The organism is Sphingomonas faeni (genome assembly GCF_003053745.1).
Classification (GTDB): Bacteria; Pseudomonadota; Alphaproteobacteria; order Sphingomonadales; family Sphingomonadaceae; genus Sphingomonas; species Sphingomonas faeni.
The window spans coordinates 564,744-585,869 of sequence record NZ_QAYE01000001.1 but is presented as its reverse complement, the minus strand read 5'-3'; the positions used below and the strand labels follow the sequence as shown (position 1 = coordinate 585,869).

The window sequence follows — 21,126 nt, the reverse complement described above, 5'->3', positions numbered from 1 at the left end:
CTAGACCGGATCGCCGGCGCGGGCGTCGCCTTCACCCTCGACGCCCGCGCTGCCGATCGAACGGTCGATCATCCCAGACCGGCTCATCCACCAGAACAGGACGATGCCCGGCAGCGCGAGGGCGGTCGTCAGCAGATAGAAATCGACATAGCCGAATGCCTCGATCGAGGCACCGGCAGTGGTGCCGGTGACGATCCGTCCGACGATGCTTGCCGCCGCGGAGATCAGCGCGAACTGCGCTGCGGTGAAGCGCAGGTCGCACAGAGCCGAGAAGTACGCGATCACGACGACGCCGCCAAAACCGCTGGAGGCATTCTCGAAGCCGATCGCCGCCGCCATGCCGAGGTTCGAGTGCCCGGCCGCCGCCAGCGCCGCGAACGACAGGTTCGAGACGCCCATCAGCACCAGCGACAGCAGTACCGATCGCTTCATCCCCATCCGCGCGTACAGGATGCCACCGATGAAGATGCCCACCAGATAGGCAACGAAGCCGATCCCGACATCGTAGAACGCGATCTCGTCGCCGGTGAAGCCGAGGTCGTCGAACAGCAACCGCAGCGTCAGATTGGCGAGCGTGTCGCCGACCTTGAAGATCAGGATGAAGGCGAGGACGATGAACGCCCCTTCGCGCGAGAAGAACTGGACGAACGGCCCCCAGATCGCGCGAAAGCCCTCGGCGAGACCGCGGCGTTCGATCGGCGGACGGCGTCGTTCGGGCTCGCCCAGCGCCAGGCCCGCCAGGACCGCGGGCAATGCAAAGACGACGCACGCCAGATAGGCCGCGTTCCAGCCGGCGCGTTCGGCGACCACCAGCGCCAGCGCACCTGAGCCTGCCGAGCCGATCCGCCAGCCATATTGGCTCATCCCCGATCCGACGCCCAACTGGCGCGGTTCGAGCGTCTCGATGCGGAACGCGTCGATCACGACGTCGAAAGTTGCGCCAGCCGCACCGACGAGGATCGCTGCGGTCGCTGTCGCTGCAATGCTCGCGGCAGGGTCGACCAAGGCGAGATTGATCACCGCCGCGACGACAAGCGCCGCCGTCACGATCAGCCAAGAGACGCGTTGACCCAGTCTACCGATGATCGGCAGCCGGACGCCATCGACCACCCACGCCCACAAGAACTTCAGGTTGTAGACGAGGAAGGCGAGGCTGAACGCCGTCACCGTCTTCTTGTCGATACCGCTGGCCGCGAGCCGCGTCGTCAGCGTCGCGCCGATCATCGCATACGGAAAGCCCGAGGATATGCCGAGCGCCAAAGCTCCCAGCGGCGCCTTCTCCGCATACGGCCGGAAGCCGTCGCTCCAGCGCTTTCCTACGGTTCCGTTCATCGCACTTACGCTCCCCACTCGCTTGCGCGAACCCTAACGGGAAATCGCGGATGCGCTACCCGTCAGGCGATGGAGCGTGGGGAAACGTCACGCCGTCCGCGGAAACAACGTGAAGCCCGACGGCACGCGCGTCGGCTTACCACCACCGAGCATAGCCTCGATCGCCTCGATCGCGGCGATCAGGTCGCGTGGCATGTAGGGCTTGGCCATGCAGCCGGCGGCGAGCGTGGTCGCCTCGACCGGGCAGCTTCCGGTCACGAACATCACCGGCACGCCCCGAGCCTGTGCCGCGCGCGCAACGTCGATACCGGAACCATCCGCCAGGTTCACGTCGACAAGCACCAGGTCGATCACAGTGTCGCTCGCCAAAATCGGCAAGGCTTCCGCGACCCGGTCGATCGTCGCGACGATCGTGAACTTCGCGTCGGTCAGGAAATATTCGGTGTCGAACGCGACCAGCGGTTCATCCTCGACCACGAGGAGCCGGACAATCTGCCGCTTCTTCTTCCCGAACAACATTGCCGAAAGGCCCCCGGACGCGAACGAAAGGTCGTTACGCTCGCGAGTTCTAACGCACCGCCGCACGAACGGTCGCAAATATTTTCGCGCTGGACGCCGATCCATAGTATCAGCCGCGCCATGACGACTTCAAAAGACGATAACCCGACTGCCAGCCCGTCGAACGACGCGCCCGCAACTTCCCCCGAAACGCCGGCCGCACCGATCAAGGGCGACCGTATCGCCAAGCTGCTCGCGCGCGCCGGGATCGCCTCGCGCCGCGATATCGAGCGGATGATCGCCGAAGGCCGCGTCGCGCTCAACGGCTCGACGCTCGACACGCCAGCTACCATCCTGCGCAACCTCAACGGCGTGACGGTCGACGGCGACCCAGTCGAGGCTCCGAGTTCGGCTCGGCTGTTCCTGTATAACAAGCCGACCGGGCTGCTCGTCACCGAGCGCGATCCGGCCGGACGCACGACGATCTACGACCGCCTGCCGCAGGATCTTCCGCGGCTGGTGCCGGTCGGGCGGCTCGATCTCAACACCGAAGGCCTGTTGCTGATGACCACCGACGGTGGGCTCAAGCGCCAGCTCGAGCTGCCCGCGACCGGGGTCGAGCGTGCTTATCGCGCGCGCGCTTACGGCAACATCACGCAGCCGCAGCTCGAGGAACTGATCGAGGGGATTGAGATCGAGGGCGTACGCTATGGTTCGATCAACGCGAATATCGAGCGTCGGACTAGTGCGAACGTATGGATCGAGATGATCCTGACCGAAGGCAAGAACCGCGAAGTCCGCCGCGTGCTGGAGCATCTTGGGTTGCAGGTCTCGCGGCTGATTCGGACGCGTTACGGCCCGTTCGTGCTCGGCGACCTGCCGCCGGGGCAGATCGGCGAAGTGCTCCAGCACGACGTCGTCGCGTTCCAGAAGGAACTCGCGAAGGGGCGGCCCGAGGGTCCGGGCGCGCGCGCGAATATCGGGATCAGTGCAAGTGCCGGTGCCGGGGCAGGAATCGGCGCGCGGTCTAGTCAGCGTGGCAGCAACGCGCCGCGGCCTGCTCCGGCGGCACGGCCGGCGCCTGGTGCTCGTCCGGTTTCGGGTGCGCGCCCTACTGCTGGCGTGCGTGCGCCGGTTCGCAGTCCGTATGCGGCGCCTGCAAGCTCGGGCTTTTCTAGCGGCGCGGTACCGACCGATCGGCCTTCGCGACCGGCGCGTCCGGAGCGGATCCGTCCGACCGCGGCGATGCAGCGCGGCGACGTCAACGATCCCTGGGCCCGGCCCGATACACGCAACGCCGCGCGGCCGAGCGGGACGCATCACGCCCGGCCGACGAGTGGCGAGACTACCAAGCCGTATGTGCGGCAGGAGCGTGCGGATCGCGGCGAGGAACTGAGCACGAGCCCGAAGATCAAGCATTTCCGCGCCGCCAAGCCACCGCGGGAGCGTGCTGCGCCGTCGCGAGTCGGTGCGGGCGCTACCGTGCAGCGTCAGGAGCAACCGCGGGGCTTCCGTCCGCAGGCCGACGATTCGCGGGGGCGTAGCTCGCTCGACAAGCGCGCGGCGCGGAGTGCCAGCGGGCGTCCGGGCGCCGAGCCAAGGCCGGTGCGATCGGAGGGTCCGGCGCGGCCTGAACGCGGTAGTCGTCCTACCGCACCTGGGAAGGGTCCGTCTGGAGGGCGCGGTCATCCGCCCCGTGCACCACGTGGAGGGAAGCGCTGATGCGGATCATCGCAGGACTGTACCGCGGCCGTCAGATCGCCGCACCGAAGGGTGACACCACCCGTCCCACCGCCGACCGAATGCGCGAGACGTTGTTCTCGATGCTGACGAGCCGCGTCGGGAGCTTCGAAGGGTTGGCGGTCGCCGATCTGTTCGCAGGCTCGGGCGCGCTCGGGATCGAGGCGCTCTCGCGTGGCGCGGCGACGTGCATGTTCGTCGAATCGGACAAGCTGGCGGTCGACGCGCTGAAGGCGAACCTCGCCAAGCTGGAGATCCGCGGTGATGTCCGCGCGACGTCGGTGATGGCGCTCGGGCCCGCACCGGCGCCGCTCGACGTGATCCTGATGGATCCGCCCTATAACACCGGCGCCGGACTGGTCGCGCTCGACAAGCTGTCGCGGCTTGGGTGGGTCGGACCGGCGACGTGGATCAGCCTGGAGACAGCGAAGGCCGAGGTCGTCGAACTCGCCGGCTTCGAGGTCGACGCCACGCGCGTGCACGGCAAGGCGCGGCTGACACTCTTGCGGCCAGTCTCCGCGTAAAGGCATGCTCTCCCGCAGAGGCGGGAGAGCATTCTACCTTTCGGTCGTGCGGCCGAGGATCAACAGCCCGCCAAGGCTAAGCACCCCGGCCGCCATCAGATACCCGCCGACCAGCCACAACCCATGCGGGGCCAGTGCCTCCGCGACGATCGGCGCCAGCGCACCGCCCAGCACGCCGCCAAGATTGAACGTCATCGACACGCCGGTGTAGCGCACCCCCGCCGGAAACAGGCTCGGCAGCCACCCGCCGAGCGGGCCGTAGGCGAACCCCATCACGAACAGCGCGCCCGACAGCCACAGCCATACCGTGAACAGCGATCCCGCGCCCAGCATCGGCCCCATCAGTGCGCCGACGCCGATGCACCCTGCGAACCCGATCGCGAGCATCCGTGCTGCTGAATGCCGATCCGCCAGCACGCTCGCCACGATCACGCCACCTGCCAGGAACCAGATCGCGACGAGTTCGACCCCGAGGAACGCCTCGCGCGAATAGCCGAGCGTCTTCGTGCCGTAGCCAAGTGCGAAGGCGGTCGCGAGGTAGAACAGCGCGAAACATGCGATGACGCCGAACGTGCCCGCTAGCGTTGCGCGCAGGTGCTGCGTCAGCAGGGTCGCGATTGGTACCTTCGGGAGCGCTTCAGTCGCCTCGGCTTCGAGGAACGCTGGCGTCTCGGTCAGCTTCAGGCGTACCCACAGACCGAGCCCGACGAGGATCGCGCTGAGCAGGAACGGGATCCGCCAACCCCAGGCCAAGAACTGTGCCTCGTCGAGCACGAGTCCGATGATCAGGAACAGCCCGTTCGCGGCGAGGAAGCCCACCGGGGCACCGAGCGGCGGGAACATGCCCCAGGTGTTCTTGCGGTGCGGCGGCGCGTTCTCGACCGCCAGCAACGCCGCCCCGCCCCATTCGCCGCCAAGCCCGAGCCCCTGCCCGAGCCGCATCAGGCACAGCAGCGCGGGGGCGATCCAACCGACCTGCGCGTACGTGGGGAGGAAGGCGATGCCGACGGTCGATCCGCCCATCAGCAACAGCGATGCGACGAGGGTGGACTTGCGCCCGATCCGGTCGCCGAAATGCCCGAACACGATCGCGCCGACTGGGCGCGCGACGAAGGCCAAGCCAAATGTGGCATAGCTCAGCAGCAACTGCGCCGAGGCGGACTGCCCCGAAAAGAACAGCGGCCCGAACACCAGTGCCGCGGCGGTCGCGTAGATGTAGAAATCATAGAACTCGACCGCGGTGCCGACCAGGCTGGCGGCGAGGATGCGGCGGTGGGAGGCAAGGGTCGTCATGGACACGGTCTCGCCGGGGAGGCGGTTCCGGTCAACCGATTGCGGCTTACAATCCTCCCCCGGCAGGGGGAGGTGGCGCGTAGCGACGGAGGGGGAGGACACGCAACCGAGGTTAGCCTTTTCTCCCCCTCCGTCTGGCAAGCGCCAGCCACCTCCCCCTTGCGGGGGAGGATCAGATTGGGAGGACGATCCGCGCCACGAGGCCGGGGGCGTTGTCGGCGAGTTCGAAGTGGCCATCGTGGAGCCGCGCCACCGCCTCGATCAGCGCCATGCCGAGTCCTGCGCCTGGGGTCGAGCGGGCGCTATCGAGGCGGCCGAAGCGCTTCAACGCCTGGGCGCGGTCGGAGGCGGCGATGCCGGGGCCTCGGTCCTCGACCTGGATCGCGACGCCATCGGTGCGGTGGACGATCCGCAGCGTGACTTCGCCACCACCGGCGCCGTGGCGAAGCGCGTTGTCGATCAGGTTGGTAATCGCCTGGCTAATGAGTTCGCGGTGCAGCTTCATCGGCGGTGCGCGGTCGTCGATCGCGATCGTGAAGACGAGGCCGGCGTCCTCCGCCACTGGCGCGTAGAGTTCGCCGATCTCTTCGAGCAGGTTCGCGGGCGATACCTCAATGAAGCGGTCGCGCGACACCGAGCCCGAGCGGCTGATCTCGATTACCATCGTCAGCATCCGCATCACCAAGTCGGTTTCGACCAGGAGGCCGCCCAACGCCGCTTCCCGAGCGTCGGGGTCGGCGATCAGCACCGCCTGCTCGGTCTTGGTGCGCAGGCGTGCGAGCGGGGAGCGGAGGTCGTGTGCGAGGCTGTCGGTGACGATCCGCAGTTCGGCCATCACGCCTTCGAGCTTGCCGAGCATGACATTGAGGCGGGCGGCAAGGCGATCGAAGGCGTCGCCACCGCCTGCAATCATATCGACACGGCGGGACAGGTCGCCTTCGCCCGCCGCCTCGATTGCCTTGGCGATGCCATCGAGCCGGCGGCTCACGTAACGCGTGAGAACCAGCCCGCCGACCACGCCGAGCGCGAGCGACAGGAACACGGCGACGGCCAACGCGCGTTCGATCGCGCGTTCCTCCGCGGCAATCAGGTCGAGATTGCGACCGGTCAACAGCCAGTAGCTGCCGAGGGGGTGGAGCGCATACCCGGTCTCGCGCGCCGACCAGAGCTCGTCTGCACCGAGTCGTGCGATGCGAAACTGCGTGATGCGAAGCGGGACCGCGAGGCGCTCGGGCGCGATGCCGACGACTGCCCTGCCCTTCGGGTCGACTACCGCGAGGACGAGCGACACGTCGCCGGGGACGACTGCGCTGTCGATCGCCTGACGGATCGCGGGGAGGCCGCCGTTACGCCAGACCGCGCGCAGGGCTTCCGATTGTTCGGTGGTCTCGCGCCGGATCGCGTCGATCGCATCCGCGCTGGTGGTCTTCCAGACGAAGCCAACCAGCGCGAGATTGGATATCAGTGCCAGCGCGATCGAGAGCAGCGCGATTCGGGCTGTTACCGAAAGGCGAATCACCCTTCGACGGCGAGCCGGTAGCCTGCGCCGCGGACCGTGTGAAGGATCGGCGTCGGGAACCCTTCCTCGAGCTTGCGACGGAGACGACCGATATGGACGTCGACGACGTTCGAGCCCGGGTCGAAATGATAGTTCCAGATCTTCTCGAGCATCATCGTGCGCGTGACGACCTGGCCGGCATGACGGGCAAGGAATTCGAGCAGGTTGAACTCTCGCGCGCCGAGCGGGATCGAGCGGCCGGCGCGGGAGACGGCGCGGGCGAGCAGGTCGATCTCCAGGTCACCGACCGAGAGCTTGGTCTTCTGCGGCTCGGTCGCGGCGCGGTCGGAGCGGCGGAGCATGGCCTCGATGCGTGCGGAGAGCTCCGCGAACGAGAAGGGCTTGCACAGATAGTCATCGGCACCGGCCTTAAGCCCATCGACACGGTCGTCGACGGCGGCAAGTGCCGATAGAATCAGGACCGGCGTGGCGATACCGGCGGCACGAATCGCGCTGACCATCGACAGGCCGTCGAGACCGGGCAGCATACGGTCCGCGATGATGAGATCGAAGATGCCTTCGCTTGCCAGGAACAGGCCGTCGCGGCCGTCTGCACAGGCCTCGATTGCATGGCCGGCCTCAGCCAGGCCCTTGGCAAGATAGGCGGATGTCGAGGCGTCGTCCTCGACGATCAGGATCTTGCGGCTCAACGCGGTATCACCTTCCCTGCCACCGATTTCGGTCGTCATCTCCTGCCCTTATAAACGGAAAGGCCGGCGGAAAGAACCCTTCCCGCCGGCCCCCACGGTACCCCCGGGAGTGACGGGCACCGATCTCTGGAAACTCATGCGACCGTTGCTGGCCACGTGGTCGTTCTAGGATCGGGCGGGGGTCAGGGCGATGACCGAGGGGTGACAATTTCGTCATGTTGATGTTGTTGCGGGGCTCGATACGAAACCGTCCCAAAAATCTACCCAACCCCTACCCCGTCATCCCGGCGCACGCCGGGACCCATGGTTGCGGAGTGGGGAGTGGTAGCACGCTCTCGCTTGGTCCACCGTATCCGTGGGTCCCGGCGTTCGCCGGGATGACGGATGAGGGGGCGAGGGCGCGACCCATAACTGGGGCCCCGCCTCCGCGGCGGAACACACCTACTTCTTGTCGAGGATCGCCGCGATCGCCGCACCGACATGCGCGATATCCGCCATGCCGTCGACGCGGTGGACCAGGCCCCGTGCGTCGTAGATCGGCAGGATCGGTGCCGTCTTCGCGCGGTATTCGGCCATGCGGTTGTGAACCGTTTCGGCGTTGTCGTCGGGACGGCGCTTGAACTCGGTCGAGCCACAGACGTCGCAGACGCCGGCAACGACCGGCTTCTTGTAGCGATCGTGATAGCCCGTGCCGCACTTGGCGCACGTGTAGCGGCCGACCACGCGGTCGATCAGCGCAGCTTCGTCGACGCCCAGTTCGATCACGTAGTCGAGCGTGCGACCACGATCGGCGAGCAGACCGTCGAGCGCCTCCGCCTGAGCAGCCGTCCGGGGATAGCCGTCGAAGATGACGCCATTCGCCGTGTCCGGCTGGTCGAGACGCTCGCCGATGATGCCCGACACGATCTCGTCCGACACGAGACCACCGGACTCCATCACCGACTTCGCCTGAAGCCCGACCGGCGTTCCGGCGGCGACGGCTGCCCGCAGCATGTCGCCGGTCGAAAGCTGCACCATGCCGCGCTCGTTGACGAGCGTGGCGGCTTGGGTGCCCTTGCCCGCGCCGGGCGGTCCAAGAAGGATGATATTCACGAAACGCACTCCCCTCGTTCGTGCAGGATTTTTACCGCGTTAGACCCGCAGCTTAACGAAGTCGATTGCCCTTGAGCTTCGCCTTCTTGATCAGGTCGCCATACTGGTGCGCCAGCAGGTGCGACTGGATCTGCGTCACCGTGTCCATCGTCACGTTGACGACGATCAGCAGGCTGGTGCCACCGAGGTAGAACGGAATCTGCAACGCGGTCACCAGATATTCCGGCAACAGGCAGATAATCGTCAGATACGCCGCACCGATCACGGTGATGCGCGTCAGCACGTAATCGAAGTAATTCTCGGTGTTCTTGCCTGGGCGGATGCCGGGGATGAACCCGCCATTGCGCTTCAGGTTGTCGGCGGTTTCCTCGGGGTTGAAGACGACCGCGGTGTAGAAGAACGAGAAAAAGATGATGCCGGCACCGTACAGCAGCATGTACACGGGCGAACCGTGCTGCAGGTACTGGTTGAGGGTAATGATGAAATCACCCCACTTCGATTCACCGGCAACGCGCTGGCCGGCGAACTGCGAGATCGTCAGCGGCATCAGCAGCAGCGACGACGCGAAGATCGGCGGGATGACGCCGGCGGTGTTGATCTTCAGCGGGAGATGGCTGCGATCGGCCTGCATGCCGCGCTGGGTCTGGCGCTTGGGATACTGGATCAGGATGCGGCGCTGCGCGCGCTCCATGAAGCAGATGAACAGGATCAGCACGACCACCGCAACAACGATGCCGATCAGCTTGATCGGGTCGAGCGAGCCCGAGCGACCACCTTCGAGCAGGTTGACGAGCGTGACGGGGAGATGCGCGACGATGCCGGCCATGATGATCAACGAGACACCGTTGCCGATGCCGCGGCTAGTGATCTGCTCGCCGAGCCACATCAGGAACATCGTACCGCCGATCAGCGAGATCACCGCGGCGACGCGGAACATCATGCCAGGCTCGATGACCGCCTGGATGCCCTGAGCGGCGCCGAGCGTCTCAAGGCCGACGGCGATGAAATAGCCCTGCACCGCGGTCAGGCCGACGGTGCCATAGCGCGTGTACTGGTTGAGGCGCTTGCGACCCGATTCGCCGTCCTTCTTGATGGCGGCGAGCGTCGGCGACAGCGAGGTCGCGAGCTGCACCACGATCGAGGCGGTGATGTAGGGCATCACGCCGAGCGCGATCAGCGACATGCGGCTGAGCGAACCACCCGAGAAGGTGTTAAAAAAGTCGAGCACGCCGCCCTGCGTCTGCTGCGAGAGCAGTCCGAGCGCGGTCGGGTCGACACCCGGCAGCGGGACATAGCTGAGCAGGCGGAAAATGATCAGCGCACCGATCGTGAACCACAACCGCTTCTTGAGGTCGGTCGCCTTCGCGAATTTCGAAAGGCTGATGCTTTGCGCCATCTGGTCGGCTGCGGATGCCATGCGTGTGATCGTCCTGGAAACAAAGAAGGCGGGATGCGTTGTGACCGCCCCCGCCGCTCATATAGGCGCACGGGCGCGCTTGTCTAATGGCTAGGTGGCCTAAGTGCCCACTCCGTTCGTCCTGAGTAGACGCTGAGCTTGTCGAAGCGGCGTATCGAAGGACCCGCTCGCTTGGGGCAAATCCTTCGATACGGGTCTTCGGCTTCGCTCAGCCCCTACTCAGGACGAACGGGATGAGGGTCGCGAAATACCCAAATTCCGTTCGTCCTGAGCGTAGTCGAAGGACATTGCCCCGAGTGACGTACCCTTCGACTTCGCTAAGGGCGAACGGAACAAGGGTGCGCTCCCAGTAAACGGAAGCGGGGTATTAATCGCAACCGATAAACGCGAGCCCCTGCAAACGAAAAAGGGGCGGGTGCATCAACACCCGCCCCCTTTAGTCCGGCTTAAGCCTTGAACGACGCCTTGTGCGCCGCACGCTCCTTGTACTTCACGCCCTTCTTGGCGGCAGCCTTCTCGGCTGCGGGGACGAAGTGGATCACCTCGACCTTGCCGCCGATCTTCTCGACCGCTTCGATCGCGCCCTTCGACGCACCGTCGACGGTGAACGAGAGGACCGTGGTCAGCTCGCCCTTGGCGAGGAGGCGGACGCCATCCTTGCCGCCGCGTGCCAGGCCAGCGGCCTTCAGCGCGTCGTGGTCGAGCGTGGCGTTGGCCTCGATCTTGCCGGCATCGACCGCGAGCTGGATCGCGCCGAGGTTGACCTCTGCGAAGTCCTTGCGGAAGATGTTGTTGAAGCCGCGCTTAGGCAGACGCATGTGCAGTGGCATCTGGCCGCCTTCAAAGCCGGCGATGGACACGCCCTCGCGGCTCTTCTGGCCCTTCTGGCCGCGGCCTGCGGTCTTGCCCTTGCCCGAGCCGATGCCGCGTCCGACGCGCATCTTGGACTTACGGGCACCTTCGTTATCGCGGAGTTCGTTGAGCTTCATGGTAATGCACTCGCTTTCGCTTGTTACGCGCTGGTTTGAAATCGCCGGGTTCGAATCCGGAAATAAGGAAGGGGGCCGTTAGCCCCCTTCCCGGTATTTGTCACTAGGTAGCGTGAAGGCTCAGCCTTCGACCGACACCATGTGCTGCACCTTGCGGATCATGCCGCGGACCTCTGGGCTGTCTTCCAGCTCGCGGGTCTTGTGCATCTTGTTGAGACCGAGACCGATCAGCGTTGCGCGCTGATCCTTCTCGCGGCGAATCGGCGAACCGGTCTGCGTGATCTTGATGGTTGCCATGATCGCTTACTCCGTGATCGCAGCTGCATCGGCCTCGGCGGTCTTCGAACCACCATGGCCGAGCAGGTCGGCGATCTTCTTGCCGCGACGCTGTGCGACGGCCTTGGGCGAGGTCTGCTCGCCAAGGGCCTCGAACGTGGCGCGGATCATGTTGTAGGGGTTCGACGTGCCGACCGACTTGGTCACAACGTCCGCAACGCCCAGCGATTCGAAGACTGCGCGCATCGGGCCACCGGCGATGATGCCCGTACCCTGAGGCGCCGACCGCAGCGTGACCTTGCCGGCACCGAAGTGACCGTTGCCGTCATGATGCAGCGTGCGACCGTCCTTCAACGGAACGCGAACCATCTTCTTCTTGGCAGCAGCCGTCGCCTTCGAGATGGCTTCCGGCACTTCGCGTGCCTTGCCATGACCGAAGCCTGCACGACCCTTGCCGTCGCCGACGACGACGAGCGCTGCAAAGCCGAAGCGCTTACCGCCCTTGACCGTCTTCGAGACGCGGTTGATGTGCACCAGCTTCTCGATCAGCTCTTCGCCGCCATCGTCCGCACCGGGACGACCACCACGATTGTCGCGACCGCGACCGCCGTCGCGACCACCGCGGTTGCCGCCTGGGCCCCCGCTGCGGTTGCCGCCGGGGCCACCACGACCGCCACCGCCGCCGCCACCGGGACCGCCGCGACCGCGACCGCCACCGTTGTTGCCCTGGTAGCCAGTGCTCTGCGGAACGTTCTGAGCCGTGACGTCCTGTGCGGTCGTCTCGGGAGCGATTACTGCCGGCGTGTTGTTTTCGTCAGCCATGTCTTAGAACTCCAATCCGGCTTCGCGCGCGGCATCGGCAAGAGCCTTCACGCGACCGTGGTAGAGGAAGCCGCCGCGATCGAACACGACCTGAGTCACGCCCGCTGCCTTGGCAGCCTCGGCGACGCGCTTGCCGACCGAAGTCGCCGCGTCGATGTTGGCGCCGGACGTGCCGCGCACATCCTTCTCCAGCGTCGAGGCCGATGCGACCGTCGTGCCAGCGGCATCGTCGATCACCTGGGCATAGATGTGCTTGCCCGAGCGATGCACCGACAACCGCGGACGGGTGCCTGCACGTGCGCGGAGCGCGGTACGGTTGCGGCGACGCCGCTTGGCGAAAAGAGAAAGTCCCTTGGTCATTACTTCTTCTTCCCTTCCTTGCGGAAGATGAACTCGCCGTCGTACTTGATACCCTTGCCCTTGTAAGGCTCGGGCTTGCGCCACTGACGAATTTCCGCGGCCAGCTGACCGACCATCTGCTTGTCCGAACCCGAGATCTCGATCGTCGTGTTGTCGGGGGTCTTGACTTCGATCCCCTCCGGCACGTCGATGTTGACGTCGTGGCTGTAGCCGAGCTGCAGCTTGAGGTTGCGACCCTGGGCTGCGGCACGATAGCCGACACCGGTGATCAGCAGCTTCTTGGTGAAGCCTTCCGACACGCCGGTGACCAGGTTCTGCACCATGGTCCGCTGCATGCCCCAGAACGCGCGAGCGCGCTTGGTGTCGTTGGCCGGCTGCACCGAAATGCCGCCGTCTTCGATCGTGTAGCTGATCTCGTCGCGAAGCGGCATCTTGAGGGTACCCTTGGGGCCCTTCATCGTCAGCTGCTTGTTCTCGATGGTCGGCGTAATGCCCGCCGGTACGGTGACCGGCTTCTTACCAATGCGGCTCATCAGAACACCTCCGCGAGGACTTCGCCGCCGACGTTCTGCTCGCGCGCTTCGGAATCCGAAAGCACGCCGCGGGGCGTCGAGACGATGGTGATGCCGAGGCCGTTACGGACGCGCGGGAGTTCCTGCGAGCCGGAATAGACGCGACGGCCGGGCTTCGAGACGCGCGCGACATGCTTGATCGCAGGCTGGCCCTCGAAATACTTCAGCTCGATGCGAAGGCCGGCCGCGGGGCCCATCTGCTCTTCGCTATAGCCACGGATGTAGCCTTCGCGCTGCAGAACGTCGAGCACGCGGACGCGCAGCTTCGACGCCGGCGTGAGGACGGAGTCCTTCTTCGCGCGCTGGCCATTACGGATACGGGTGAGCAAATCACCCAGGGGATCGGTCACTGCCATGATTTAGTCCTTACCAGCTCGACTTCGTGACGCCGGGGATGAGGCCCTTGTTGGCCAGATCGCGCAGCTGAATACGGCAGAGCCGGAACTTACGGTAATAGGCGCGCGGGCGACCGGTCAGCTCGCACCGGTTACGGATGCGGGTCGGGTTCGCGTTGCGCGGCAGTGCCGCCATCTTGAGGCGAGCGATCAGACGCTCACCATCGTCGAGCGTCTTGTCCGCTGCGATAGCCTTCAGCGCCGCGTACTTCGGGGCATACTGCTTGACCATGCGCTTGCGGCGCTCGTTCTTGTTGACTGAACTCAGTTTCGCCATCGACTTAAGTTCTTTCTTTCCTGAAGCGCCGCCCGTGACACGAGGTCAGGGGCGGCGGTTGGTAGTTAAGCTGCCTTCTTCTCGTCGGCAGCGTCGTCTTCGATCGGGAACGGGAAACCGAACAGACGGAGAAGCTCGCGAGCCTCGTCGTCGGTCTTTGCGGTCGTCGTCACGATCACATCCATGCCGCGGACCTTGTCGACCCGGTCATAGCTGATTTCTGGGAACACGATCTGCTCCTTGATACCGCAGGCATAGTTGCCACGGCCATCGAAGCTCTTCGGGTTGAGGCCGCGGAAATCGCGGACGCGGGGAAGAGCGATCGTGATGAAACGGTCGAGAAACTCGTACATGCGCTCGCGGCGAAGGGTTACCTTCACGCCGATCGGCATGCCTTCACGCAGCTTGAACTGAGCGATCGACTTCTTGGCCTTCGTCACGACAGGCTTCTGGCCGGCGATCAGCTCCATTTCGGAAGCAGCCTGGTCGACCTTCTTCTTGTCCTGCGTGGCTTCGCCGACGCCCATGTTCAGCACGATCTTGTCGAGCCGCGGGATCTCCATGACGTTCTTGTAACCGAACTTCTCGGTCATCGCCTTGATGATCGTCTCGTCGTACAGCTTGCGCATGCGCGCAACGTAGACGGCCTCGGTGCCGGTGTTCTCAGCGCCAGTGTTCTGATCAACCATTGATCTTCTCCCCGGTCTTGACGGCGACGCGGACCTTCTTGCCGTCCTGCTCCTCGAAGCGAACGCGGGTCGGCTTGCCGTCTGCGGTCACGTGCGCGACCTTCGAAACGTGCATCGGTGCTTCCTTGCGGATCAGGCCACCCTGCGGGTCACCCTGAGTCGGCTTGGTGTGGCGCACGGCGATGTTGACGCCCGATACGACGACCTTGTCGGTCTTCGGCATGGAGACGGTGACTTCACCGGTCTTGCCCTTGTCCTTGCCGGACAGGACGATGACCTTGTCACCCTTCTTGATACGCTGCGACGCCATTACAGCACCTCCGGCGCGAGGCTGATGATCTTCATGTGCTTCTTGCCGCGCAGCTCGCGAACGACTGGGCCGAAGATACGGGTGCCGATCGGCTCCTCGTTCTTGTTGACCAGCACCGCGGCGTTGCCGTCGAAGCGGATGACCGTACCGTCTGCACGGCGGATATCCTTGGCGGTACGCACGATCACCGCGCGGTGAACGTCGCCCTTCTTAACACGGCCACGTGGCTGCGCTTCCTTGATGCTGACGACGATGATGTCGCCAACGCCTGCAACACGACGCTTGGAACCCCCAAGCACCTTGATGCACTGCACCCGCTTCGCGCCGCTGTTGTCAGCGACGTCGAGATTGGACTGCATCTGGATCATGGATCCGTATCCCTTCTCTGTCTCTGGGGTCGATACCGACCGAACCCCGCCTAAAAAATCACCCCGCCACGGACGAACCGCAGCGGGGAGGAGCGGCCGCTTAGCCGTTCCCGTTTACGAAAACAAGAGCGCAGGAGGTTTCCCCCCTGCCCTCTTAACTCAAACCCGTCACCCCAGCGAAAGCTGGGGTATCCCTGTTCGAGCCGATCGCTCTTCACCACGAGATCCCAGCTTTCGCTGGGCTGACGGGGTTTGGAGCGTACCAGTTCAGCCCTCGGCCGAAGCCCGCTCTGGCGTCGCGTGGGTGTTGACCCGCTCGATCACCTTCCAGGTCTTCAGCTTCGAGATCGGTGCGGTCTCTTCGATCCGCACGGTCTCGCCCTGCTTGAACTCGTTGCTCTCGTCATGAGCATGATACTTCTTCGAGCGACGGATGATCTTCCCGTAGAGCGGGTGCTTCACCTTACGCTCAACGTTCACGACCACCGTCTTGTCGCCCTTGTCGGACACGACCAGACCGGTCAGCACGCGCTTCGGCATGATACGTTCCTTACTTCGCGGCTTCAGCGCTGGTGCGCTGAGCCTGCAGGGTCTTGATGCGAGCGATGTCGCGGCGGACCTCACGAACGCGGCTCGGCTTTTCGAGCTGGTTCGTGGCGGCCTGGAAGCGCAGGTTGAACTGCTCGCGCTTCAGTTCGCCGAGCGACTCCGACAGCTGGTCGTCGCTCTTGGTCTTCATGTCGTCGATACGAGCCATGATCTTACTCGCCTCCCAGATGCGAGGTGTCGCCCAGGCGGGCAACGACCTTTACCTTGATCGGCAGCTTCATGGCCGCCCGCTCGAACGCCTCGGCGGCGATCTTGCCGTCGACGCCGTCGAGCTCGAACAGGATCCGACCCGGCTTGACGCGAGCGGCCCAGTATTCCGGCGCGCCCTTGCCCTTACCCATGCGGACTTCGGCTGGCTTTCCCGAGACCGGAAGGTCTGGGAAAATGCGGATCCACAAACGCCCCTGGCGCTTCATGTGACGCGTGATCGCGCGGCGGGCCGCCTCGATCTGGCGTGCGGTGATCCGGTCGGGTTCCATCGCCTTGAGGCCGTAGGAGCCGAAATTGAGCGAAAAGCCACTCTTGGCGTCGCCCGAAATCTTGCCCTTGAAGGCCTTCCGGAACTTGGTCTTTTTTGGTTGCAGCATGTCTGTTCCTGCCCCTTAGCGACGATCGTCGCGCTGCGGCCGCACGCCGGAGGTCTGAGCCTCCATCATGATGCGGTCGTACGACGTCGGATCGTTGCCGAGAATCTCGCCCTTGAAGACCCAGACCTTCACGCCGCAAACGCCGTAGGACGTGTGCGCCGTAGCCTCGGCATAATCGATGTTCGCGCGCAGCGTGTGCAACGGAACCCGACCCTCACGATAGCTCTCCGACCGTGCGATCTCGGCGCCGCCGAGACGGCCACCGCAGTTCACCCGGATGCCCTCGGCACCGAGACGCATCGCCGACTGGACCGCACGCTTCATGGCGCGACGGAAGGCGATACGACGCTCGAGCTGATCGGCGATGCCCTGCGCGACGAGACGCGCATCGACTTCCGGCTTGCGGATCTCGACGATGTTCAGCGACACGGTAGACGACGTCATCTTGCCGATCGTCGAACGCAGCTTCTCGATGTCCGCACCCTTCTTGCCGATGATCACGCCGGGGCGTGCAGCAAAGATGGAGATGCGGGCCAGCTTTGCCGGACGCTCGATGACCACCTTGGAGATCGCGGCCTGCGGCAGCGTCTTCATGATGAATGCGCGGATCTTGAGATCCTCGAGCAGGAGCCGACCATAGTCGGCGCCTTCGGCGTACCAGCGGCTATCCCAGGTACGGTTGATCTGCAGACGCAGACCGATGGGGTTGCTCTTCTGACCCATTATGCTTCTTCCTGCTCGCGCACGACGATGCGCAGACGGCTGAATGGCTTGAGAATGCGGGTCGACTTGCCGCGGCCGCGGGTAGCGAAGCGCTTCATCGTGATCGACTTGCCGACCGAAGCCTCGGCGACGACGAGTGCGTCGACGTCGAGGTTATGGTTGTTCTCGGCGTTGGCGATGGCCGAGGCCAGCACCTTGCGCGCTTCGATCGCCATGCCCTTGGTCGAGAAGGCGAGGATGTTCATCGCATCGCCGACCTTCTTGCCACGGATCAGCGCAGCCACGAGGCCGAGCTTCTGCGCGGAACCACGGATCTGCGTACCGACCGAAAGCGCCTCGTTGTCCGCGACCTTGCGCGGGCTGACTTGCTTAGACATCAGCGCTTGCCCTTCTTGTCGGCGGAGTGGCCGGGGAAGTAGCGCGTGGGCGCGAACTCACCGAGCTTCATGCCGACCATGTCTTCGTTGACCGAGACGGGCACGAACTTGCGGCCGTTATAGACGTTGAACGTGAGACCCACGAACGACGGCAGGATCGTCGAGCGACGCGACCAGGTCTTGATCGGCGAACGCGCGTTGGTGTCCTGGGCGGTTTCTGCCTTCTTGAGCAGATGAAGGTCCACGAAGGGGCCCTTCCAGACTGAACGAGCCATGTTAGCCCTTCCTCTTCGTCGAATGACGCGACCGGATGATCATCTTGTCGGTCGACTTGTTATGACGCGTGCGCGCACCCTTCGTCGGCTTGCCCCAAGGCGTAACCGGATGACGGCCACCCGAGGTACGGCCTTCACCACCGCCGTGCGGATGGTCGACCGGGTTCTTGGCGACGCCGCGCGTCAGAGGACGGATGCCCATCCAGCGCGAACGGCCTGCCTTGCCCAGGTTCTGGTTCTGGTTGTCGGGGTTCGAGACCGCGCCAACCGTCGCCATGCAGTCGCTGCGGATGTAGCGCTGCTCGCCAGAGTTCAGGCGGACCATCACCATGCCCTTGTCGCGACCGACGACCTGCACGTACGTGCCGGCCGAACGGGCGATCTGGCCACCCTTCATCGGCTTCATCTCCACGTTGTGGACGATGGTGCCGACCGGCATCTGACCGAGCTCCATGGCATTGCCTGGCTTCACGTCGGTCTTCTTGGCCGCGAGGACCTTGTCGCCGACGGCCAGACGCTGTGGCGCCAGGATGTAGGCGAGTTCCTCGTCCGGGTACTTGACCAGGGCGATGAACGCGGTGCGGTTGGGATCATACTCGATCCGCTCGACGGTGCCTTCGACGTCCCACTTGCGACGCTTGAAGTCGATGTAGCGGTACTTCTGCTTGTGACCGCCGGCGATGCCGCGCGAGGTCACATGGCCCTTGTTGTTACGACCGCCGGTCTTGTGCTTACCTTCGGTCAGCGCCTTGACGGGGCGACCCTTCCAGAGCGACGACTTGTCGACCAGGATGAGACCGCGGCGTGCCGGCGATGTCGGATTATAATGCTTGAGTGCCATGGCCTCAGATCCCCGTCGTCACGTCGATGGACTGACCGTCCTTCAACGTCACGATTGCCTTTTTCATGTCGGAGCGCGAGTAGTTCGTGCCCTTCCACTTCTTGGTCTTGCCCTTCTGGACGAGCGTATTCACGCCGACGACGTTTACGTCGAACAGCGCCTCTACGGCCGCCTTGATCTCGGGCTTCGTGGCATCATTCGACACCTTGAACACAACCGCGTTGAACTCCGACAGGGTCGTCGTCTTCTCGGTGATGTGCGGGGCCAGGATAACGTCGTAATGACGATTATCGATGCCCGCCTTCTGCTTCTTAGCCATGGAAGCGCGCCTCCAGCTTTTCGACAGCGGCGCGCGTCAGCACCAGCGTGTCATGCTTCAGGATGTCGTAAACGTTCGCGCCGGCAGCCGGCATTACGTTCACTTCGTACAGGTTGCCCGCAGCGAATGCGAAGCTGGTGTCGACCATGTCGCCGTCGATGACGAGCGCACGCTTGCCGAAGCCGAGCTTTGCGAGATCGCCCTGCAGCGTCTTGGTCTTGCCACCCTCGACAGCCAGGCTGTCCATGATGACCAGCGAACCCGCCTTGGCGTGGCTGCTGAGAGCCATCCGCAGGCCGAGCGAGCGAACCTTCTTGTTCAGCGACGGGTTGAAGTCACGGACGCGTGCGCCGTGAGCCTTACCACCACCGATGAACACAGGTGCGCGACGATCGCCGTGACGAGCCGTACCGCCACCCTTCTGGCGACCGAACTTCTTGCCGGTGCGTGCGACGTCTGCGCGCTCACGGGTGCCACGAGCCGTCTCGCGACGCTTCTCGAGCTGCCAGGTGACGACACGGTGCAGGATGTCGGCGCGCGGATCGAGGCCGAAGACCTCGTCGTTGAGCTCGATGTCCGCTGCGTCAGTGCCGGCGAAAGATGAAACTTTGATCTTCACGCTCAGCCCTCCTGGCCGTCGGCTGCAGGTGCGTCGGTCGTTTCGGCCGGCGTGTCTGCTGCGGTGTTGCTGTTTGCGGTCTTGAGACCGGCGGGGAACGGTGCGTCGGCGTGGCGCGCGACCTTCACCGAGTCCTTGACGAAGAGCCAGCCGCCCTTGGAGCCAGGAACCGAACCCTTGACGAACAGGAGACCACGCTCGACGTCCGTCGATACGATCTCGAGGTTCTGCTGGGTGCGATACTTGTCGCCCATGTGGCCGGCCATCTTCTTGTTCTTGAAGACCTTGCCCGGATCCTGGCGCTGACCGGTCGAACCGAGCGAACGGTGCGAGACCGACACGCCGTGGGTTGCCCGCAGACCGCCGAAGCCCCAACGCTTCATGCCGCCCTGGAAGCCCTTACCCTGGGTCTTGCCCTGGATATCGACGATCTGGCCTGCAACGTAATGGTCGGCCGAGATTTCGGCGCCGACGTCGAGCAGGCCGTCTGCGTTCACACGGAACTCATGGACGACAGCCTTGGGCTCCACTTCGGCCTTGCCGAAATGGCCGCGCTGCGGCTTTGGGACATTCTTCGACTTGGCGACACCTGCACCAAGCTGGACGGCAGTGTAGCCGTCACGATCCATTTCGCGAACGGAAACGACCTGATTGCCTTCGAGTGCCAGAACGGTGACCGGCACGTGCCGACCATCTTCCTGGAACAGGCGGGTCATCCCCATCTTCTTCGCGATCACGCCAGTACGCATGATCTTGTCCCTTCCTAGACAGAGGCCCCGTCGGACTATTCCTCGGGGGCTTGCGGACCATGTCCGGAGCGAGCTCCATGATGCGTCCACCTGACCCCATCCCCGGCAAATGCCCTGAATGGAGTCGGTTCAACCCGGTAAATACGAAACGTGCCCCCGTCCCGGGCTGGTGCTCCTGCGAATGCGGAAGCGTGACGGGGGACGCTGCCCCGTCGGTTTTCACCGACGGCGGTATCCCAATGTCGAACGGCGCGGGACCGTTACCGGTCGACCGCGCCGCGCCAGCCCTTAGGCGAGCTTGATCTCGACGTCAACGCCAGCGGCGAGGTCCAGCTTCATCAGCGCATCGACCGTCTGCGGCGTCGGCTGGACGATATCCAGCATACGCTTGTACGTGCGCACCTCGAACTGCTCGCGCGACTTCTTGTCGATGTGCGGGCCGCGGTTCACGGTGAACTTTTCGATGCGCGTCGGAAGGGGAATCGGACCGCGGATGAGCGCGCCGGTGCGGCGTGCGGTGTCGGCGATGTCGCCAGTGGCCTGATCGAGCACACGGTGATCGAACGCCTTCAGACGAATGCGGATATTGCTGTCCATAGTCCCTACCGATGCGAAAGAGCGGGCCCGTTTCCGGGCTCTTGCTGGTTGATGTTTAAACCGAAGGCGGGCCATTACGGGAGAGTCGGCGAAAACGCAACTAGGGGGCATGCGATTTTCGCAGACCGAAAATGACGCGCCCGTCAGGATGACGCCGCTAAAGTGACCCTTGCCTCAATGAGCAAATCGCCTAGACTACCGTTTGGCTTCTGACAGGAGCAGGCCGCCCGCAAGGCGAAGTCCTCACCGACACTGTCTAAAGACCAGT

Annotated in this window: 30 protein-coding genes; 2 read left to right on the top strand and 28 right to left on the bottom strand. The window is 64.4% G+C overall.

Features of this window, described 5'->3' with window-relative positions; genetic code table 11:
• Entirely contained in the window at positions 1-1,332 is a 1,332-nt protein-coding gene (locus tag C8J25_RS02650; protein ID WP_107952106.1) for an MFS transporter, read from the bottom strand.
• An 87-nt stretch (positions 1,333-1,419) separates the two neighbouring features.
• Entirely contained in the window at positions 1,420-1,851 is a 432-nt protein-coding gene (locus tag C8J25_RS02645; protein WP_056060487.1) for a response regulator, read from the bottom strand.
• A gap of 120 nt (positions 1,852-1,971) precedes the next feature.
• Between C8J25_RS02645 and C8J25_RS02640 the strand changes: the two genes are divergently transcribed.
• Together C8J25_RS02640 and rsmD are read left to right on the top strand one after the other, a co-directional pair.
• On the top strand, positions 1,972-3,552 hold the full coding sequence (locus tag C8J25_RS02640; RefSeq protein WP_107952105.1) for a pseudouridine synthase: 1,581 nt from the start codon (positions 1,972-1,974) through the stop codon (positions 3,550-3,552).
• Entirely contained in the window at positions 3,552-4,094 is a 543-nt protein-coding gene (gene rsmD, locus C8J25_RS02635; protein WP_056060491.1) for a 16S rRNA (guanine(966)-N(2))-methyltransferase RsmD, read from the top strand. The genes C8J25_RS02640 and rsmD overlap by 1 nt, the downstream gene beginning before the upstream one ends.
• A 33-nt stretch (positions 4,095-4,127) precedes the next feature.
• Here the strand turns inward: rsmD and C8J25_RS02630 are convergent, their stop codons facing one another.
• The 26 genes from C8J25_RS02630 to rpsJ all read right to left on the bottom strand — a co-directional run bounded on the left by C8J25_RS02630 (position 4,128) and on the right by rpsJ (position 20,858).
• Positions 4,128-5,387, bottom strand: coding sequence for an MFS transporter (locus C8J25_RS02630; RefSeq protein ID WP_107952104.1), 1,260 nt, complete (start codon positions 5,385-5,387; stop codon positions 4,128-4,130).
• 172 nt (positions 5,388-5,559) lie between these two features.
• Entirely contained in the window at positions 5,560-6,906 is a 1,347-nt protein-coding gene (locus C8J25_RS02625) for a sensor histidine kinase (RefSeq protein ID WP_167397642.1), read from the bottom strand.
• Positions 6,903-7,595, bottom strand: coding sequence for a winged helix-turn-helix domain-containing protein (locus tag C8J25_RS02620; RefSeq protein ID WP_056050249.1), 693 nt, complete (start codon positions 7,593-7,595; stop codon positions 6,903-6,905). The genes C8J25_RS02625 and C8J25_RS02620 overlap by 4 nt, the downstream gene beginning before the upstream one ends.
• A gap of 441 nt (positions 7,596-8,036) precedes the next feature.
• Complete coding sequence (locus C8J25_RS02615; protein WP_107952628.1) at positions 8,037-8,687, bottom strand: adenylate kinase; 651 nt, start codon at positions 8,685-8,687, stop codon at positions 8,037-8,039.
• Positions 8,688-8,739: 52 nt separating this feature from the next.
• Entirely contained in the window at positions 8,740-10,104 is a 1,365-nt protein-coding gene (secY, locus tag C8J25_RS02610) for a preprotein translocase subunit SecY (RefSeq protein WP_055872627.1), read from the bottom strand.
• Positions 10,105-10,550: 446 nt separating this feature from the next.
• Positions 10,551-11,093: a 50S ribosomal protein L15 gene (rplO, locus tag C8J25_RS02605; RefSeq protein ID WP_056047631.1), complete on the bottom strand. Its 543-nt coding sequence runs from the start codon at positions 11,091-11,093 to the stop codon at positions 10,551-10,553.
• 120 nt (positions 11,094-11,213) lie between these two features.
• Positions 11,214-11,390: a 50S ribosomal protein L30 gene (gene rpmD / locus C8J25_RS02600; RefSeq protein ID WP_055872633.1), complete on the bottom strand. Its 177-nt coding sequence runs from the start codon at positions 11,388-11,390 to the stop codon at positions 11,214-11,216.
• A gap of 6 nt (positions 11,391-11,396) precedes the next feature.
• Entirely contained in the window at positions 11,397-12,191 is a 795-nt protein-coding gene (gene rpsE, locus C8J25_RS02595; protein WP_060524133.1) for a 30S ribosomal protein S5, read from the bottom strand.
• Positions 12,192-12,194: 3 nt separating this feature from the next.
• Positions 12,195-12,551, bottom strand: coding sequence for a 50S ribosomal protein L18 (gene rplR / locus C8J25_RS02590; RefSeq protein ID WP_031393749.1), 357 nt, complete (start codon positions 12,549-12,551; stop codon positions 12,195-12,197).
• Complete coding sequence (gene rplF, locus C8J25_RS02585) at positions 12,551-13,084, bottom strand: 50S ribosomal protein L6 (RefSeq protein WP_056047628.1); 534 nt, start codon at positions 13,082-13,084, stop codon at positions 12,551-12,553. The genes rplR and rplF overlap by 1 nt, the downstream gene beginning before the upstream one ends.
• On the bottom strand, positions 13,084-13,479 hold the full coding sequence (rpsH, locus tag C8J25_RS02580) for a 30S ribosomal protein S8 (protein WP_031393751.1): 396 nt from the start codon (positions 13,477-13,479) through the stop codon (positions 13,084-13,086). Before rpsH ends, rplF begins: the two co-directional genes overlap by 1 nt.
• 10 nt (positions 13,480-13,489) lie before the next feature.
• Positions 13,490-13,795, bottom strand: a complete 306-nt coding sequence (gene rpsN / locus C8J25_RS02575; protein WP_056015537.1) for a 30S ribosomal protein S14 — start codon at positions 13,793-13,795, stop codon at positions 13,490-13,492.
• Positions 13,796-13,860: 65 nt separating this feature from the next.
• Complete coding sequence (gene rplE, locus C8J25_RS02570; RefSeq protein WP_082441396.1) at positions 13,861-14,424, bottom strand: 50S ribosomal protein L5; 564 nt, start codon at positions 14,422-14,424, stop codon at positions 13,861-13,863.
• Between the two features lie 52 nt (positions 14,425-14,476).
• Positions 14,477-14,794, bottom strand: coding sequence for a 50S ribosomal protein L24 (gene rplX / locus C8J25_RS02565; protein WP_056047623.1), 318 nt, complete (start codon positions 14,792-14,794; stop codon positions 14,477-14,479).
• The gene (gene rplN / locus C8J25_RS02560) at positions 14,794-15,162 is read right to left on the bottom strand and encodes a 50S ribosomal protein L14 (RefSeq protein ID WP_031393755.1); all 369 of its coding nucleotides are present in this window, start codon (positions 15,160-15,162) and stop codon (positions 14,794-14,796) included. Before rplN ends, rplX begins: the two co-directional genes overlap by 1 nt.
• Positions 15,163-15,429: 267 nt before the next feature.
• A complete protein-coding gene (gene rpsQ, locus C8J25_RS02555) occupies positions 15,430-15,702 on the bottom strand; it encodes a 30S ribosomal protein S17 (RefSeq protein ID WP_031393756.1) in 273 nt (90 codons plus the stop codon).
• A 10-nt stretch (positions 15,703-15,712) separates the two neighbouring features.
• Positions 15,713-15,919 carry a 50S ribosomal protein L29 gene (gene rpmC / locus C8J25_RS02550; RefSeq protein ID WP_055872644.1) on the bottom strand — a complete coding sequence of 69 codons (207 nt, stop codon included), beginning with the start codon at positions 15,917-15,919 and terminating at the stop codon, positions 15,713-15,715.
• 4 nt (positions 15,920-15,923) lie between these two features.
• Positions 15,924-16,358, bottom strand: coding sequence for a 50S ribosomal protein L16 (gene rplP, locus C8J25_RS02545; protein WP_031393758.1), 435 nt, complete (start codon positions 16,356-16,358; stop codon positions 15,924-15,926).
• A 15-nt stretch (positions 16,359-16,373) separates the two neighbouring features.
• Positions 16,374-17,081: a 30S ribosomal protein S3 gene (gene rpsC / locus C8J25_RS02540; RefSeq protein ID WP_055872646.1), complete on the bottom strand. Its 708-nt coding sequence runs from the start codon at positions 17,079-17,081 to the stop codon at positions 16,374-16,376.
• Complete coding sequence (rplV, locus tag C8J25_RS02535; protein WP_056047621.1) at positions 17,081-17,458, bottom strand: 50S ribosomal protein L22; 378 nt, start codon at positions 17,456-17,458, stop codon at positions 17,081-17,083. The genes rpsC and rplV overlap by 1 nt, the downstream gene beginning before the upstream one ends.
• The gene (rpsS, locus tag C8J25_RS02530) at positions 17,458-17,733 is read right to left on the bottom strand and encodes a 30S ribosomal protein S19 (protein ID WP_031393761.1); all 276 of its coding nucleotides are present in this window, start codon (positions 17,731-17,733) and stop codon (positions 17,458-17,460) included. Before rpsS ends, rplV begins: the two co-directional genes overlap by 1 nt.
• Before the next feature lies 1 nt (position 17,734).
• Complete coding sequence (gene rplB / locus C8J25_RS02525; protein ID WP_055872649.1) at positions 17,735-18,574, bottom strand: 50S ribosomal protein L2; 840 nt, start codon at positions 18,572-18,574, stop codon at positions 17,735-17,737.
• A gap of 4 nt (positions 18,575-18,578) precedes the next feature.
• Positions 18,579-18,893: a 50S ribosomal protein L23 gene (locus tag C8J25_RS02520; RefSeq protein WP_056047618.1), complete on the bottom strand. Its 315-nt coding sequence runs from the start codon at positions 18,891-18,893 to the stop codon at positions 18,579-18,581.
• Positions 18,886-19,512 (bottom strand): 50S ribosomal protein L4, encoded by a 627-nt coding sequence (gene rplD, locus C8J25_RS02515; protein ID WP_056047616.1) that lies wholly within the window; start codon positions 19,510-19,512, stop codon positions 18,886-18,888. The genes C8J25_RS02520 and rplD overlap by 8 nt, the downstream gene beginning before the upstream one ends.
• 2 nt (positions 19,513-19,514) lie before the next feature.
• Positions 19,515-20,261: a 50S ribosomal protein L3 gene (gene rplC / locus C8J25_RS02510; protein ID WP_107952103.1), complete on the bottom strand. Its 747-nt coding sequence runs from the start codon at positions 20,259-20,261 to the stop codon at positions 19,515-19,517.
• A 288-nt stretch (positions 20,262-20,549) separates the two neighbouring features.
• Positions 20,550-20,858, bottom strand: coding sequence for a 30S ribosomal protein S10 (gene rpsJ, locus C8J25_RS02505; protein ID WP_007406109.1), 309 nt, complete (start codon positions 20,856-20,858; stop codon positions 20,550-20,552).
• Positions 20,859-21,126: the final 268 nt, after the last annotated feature.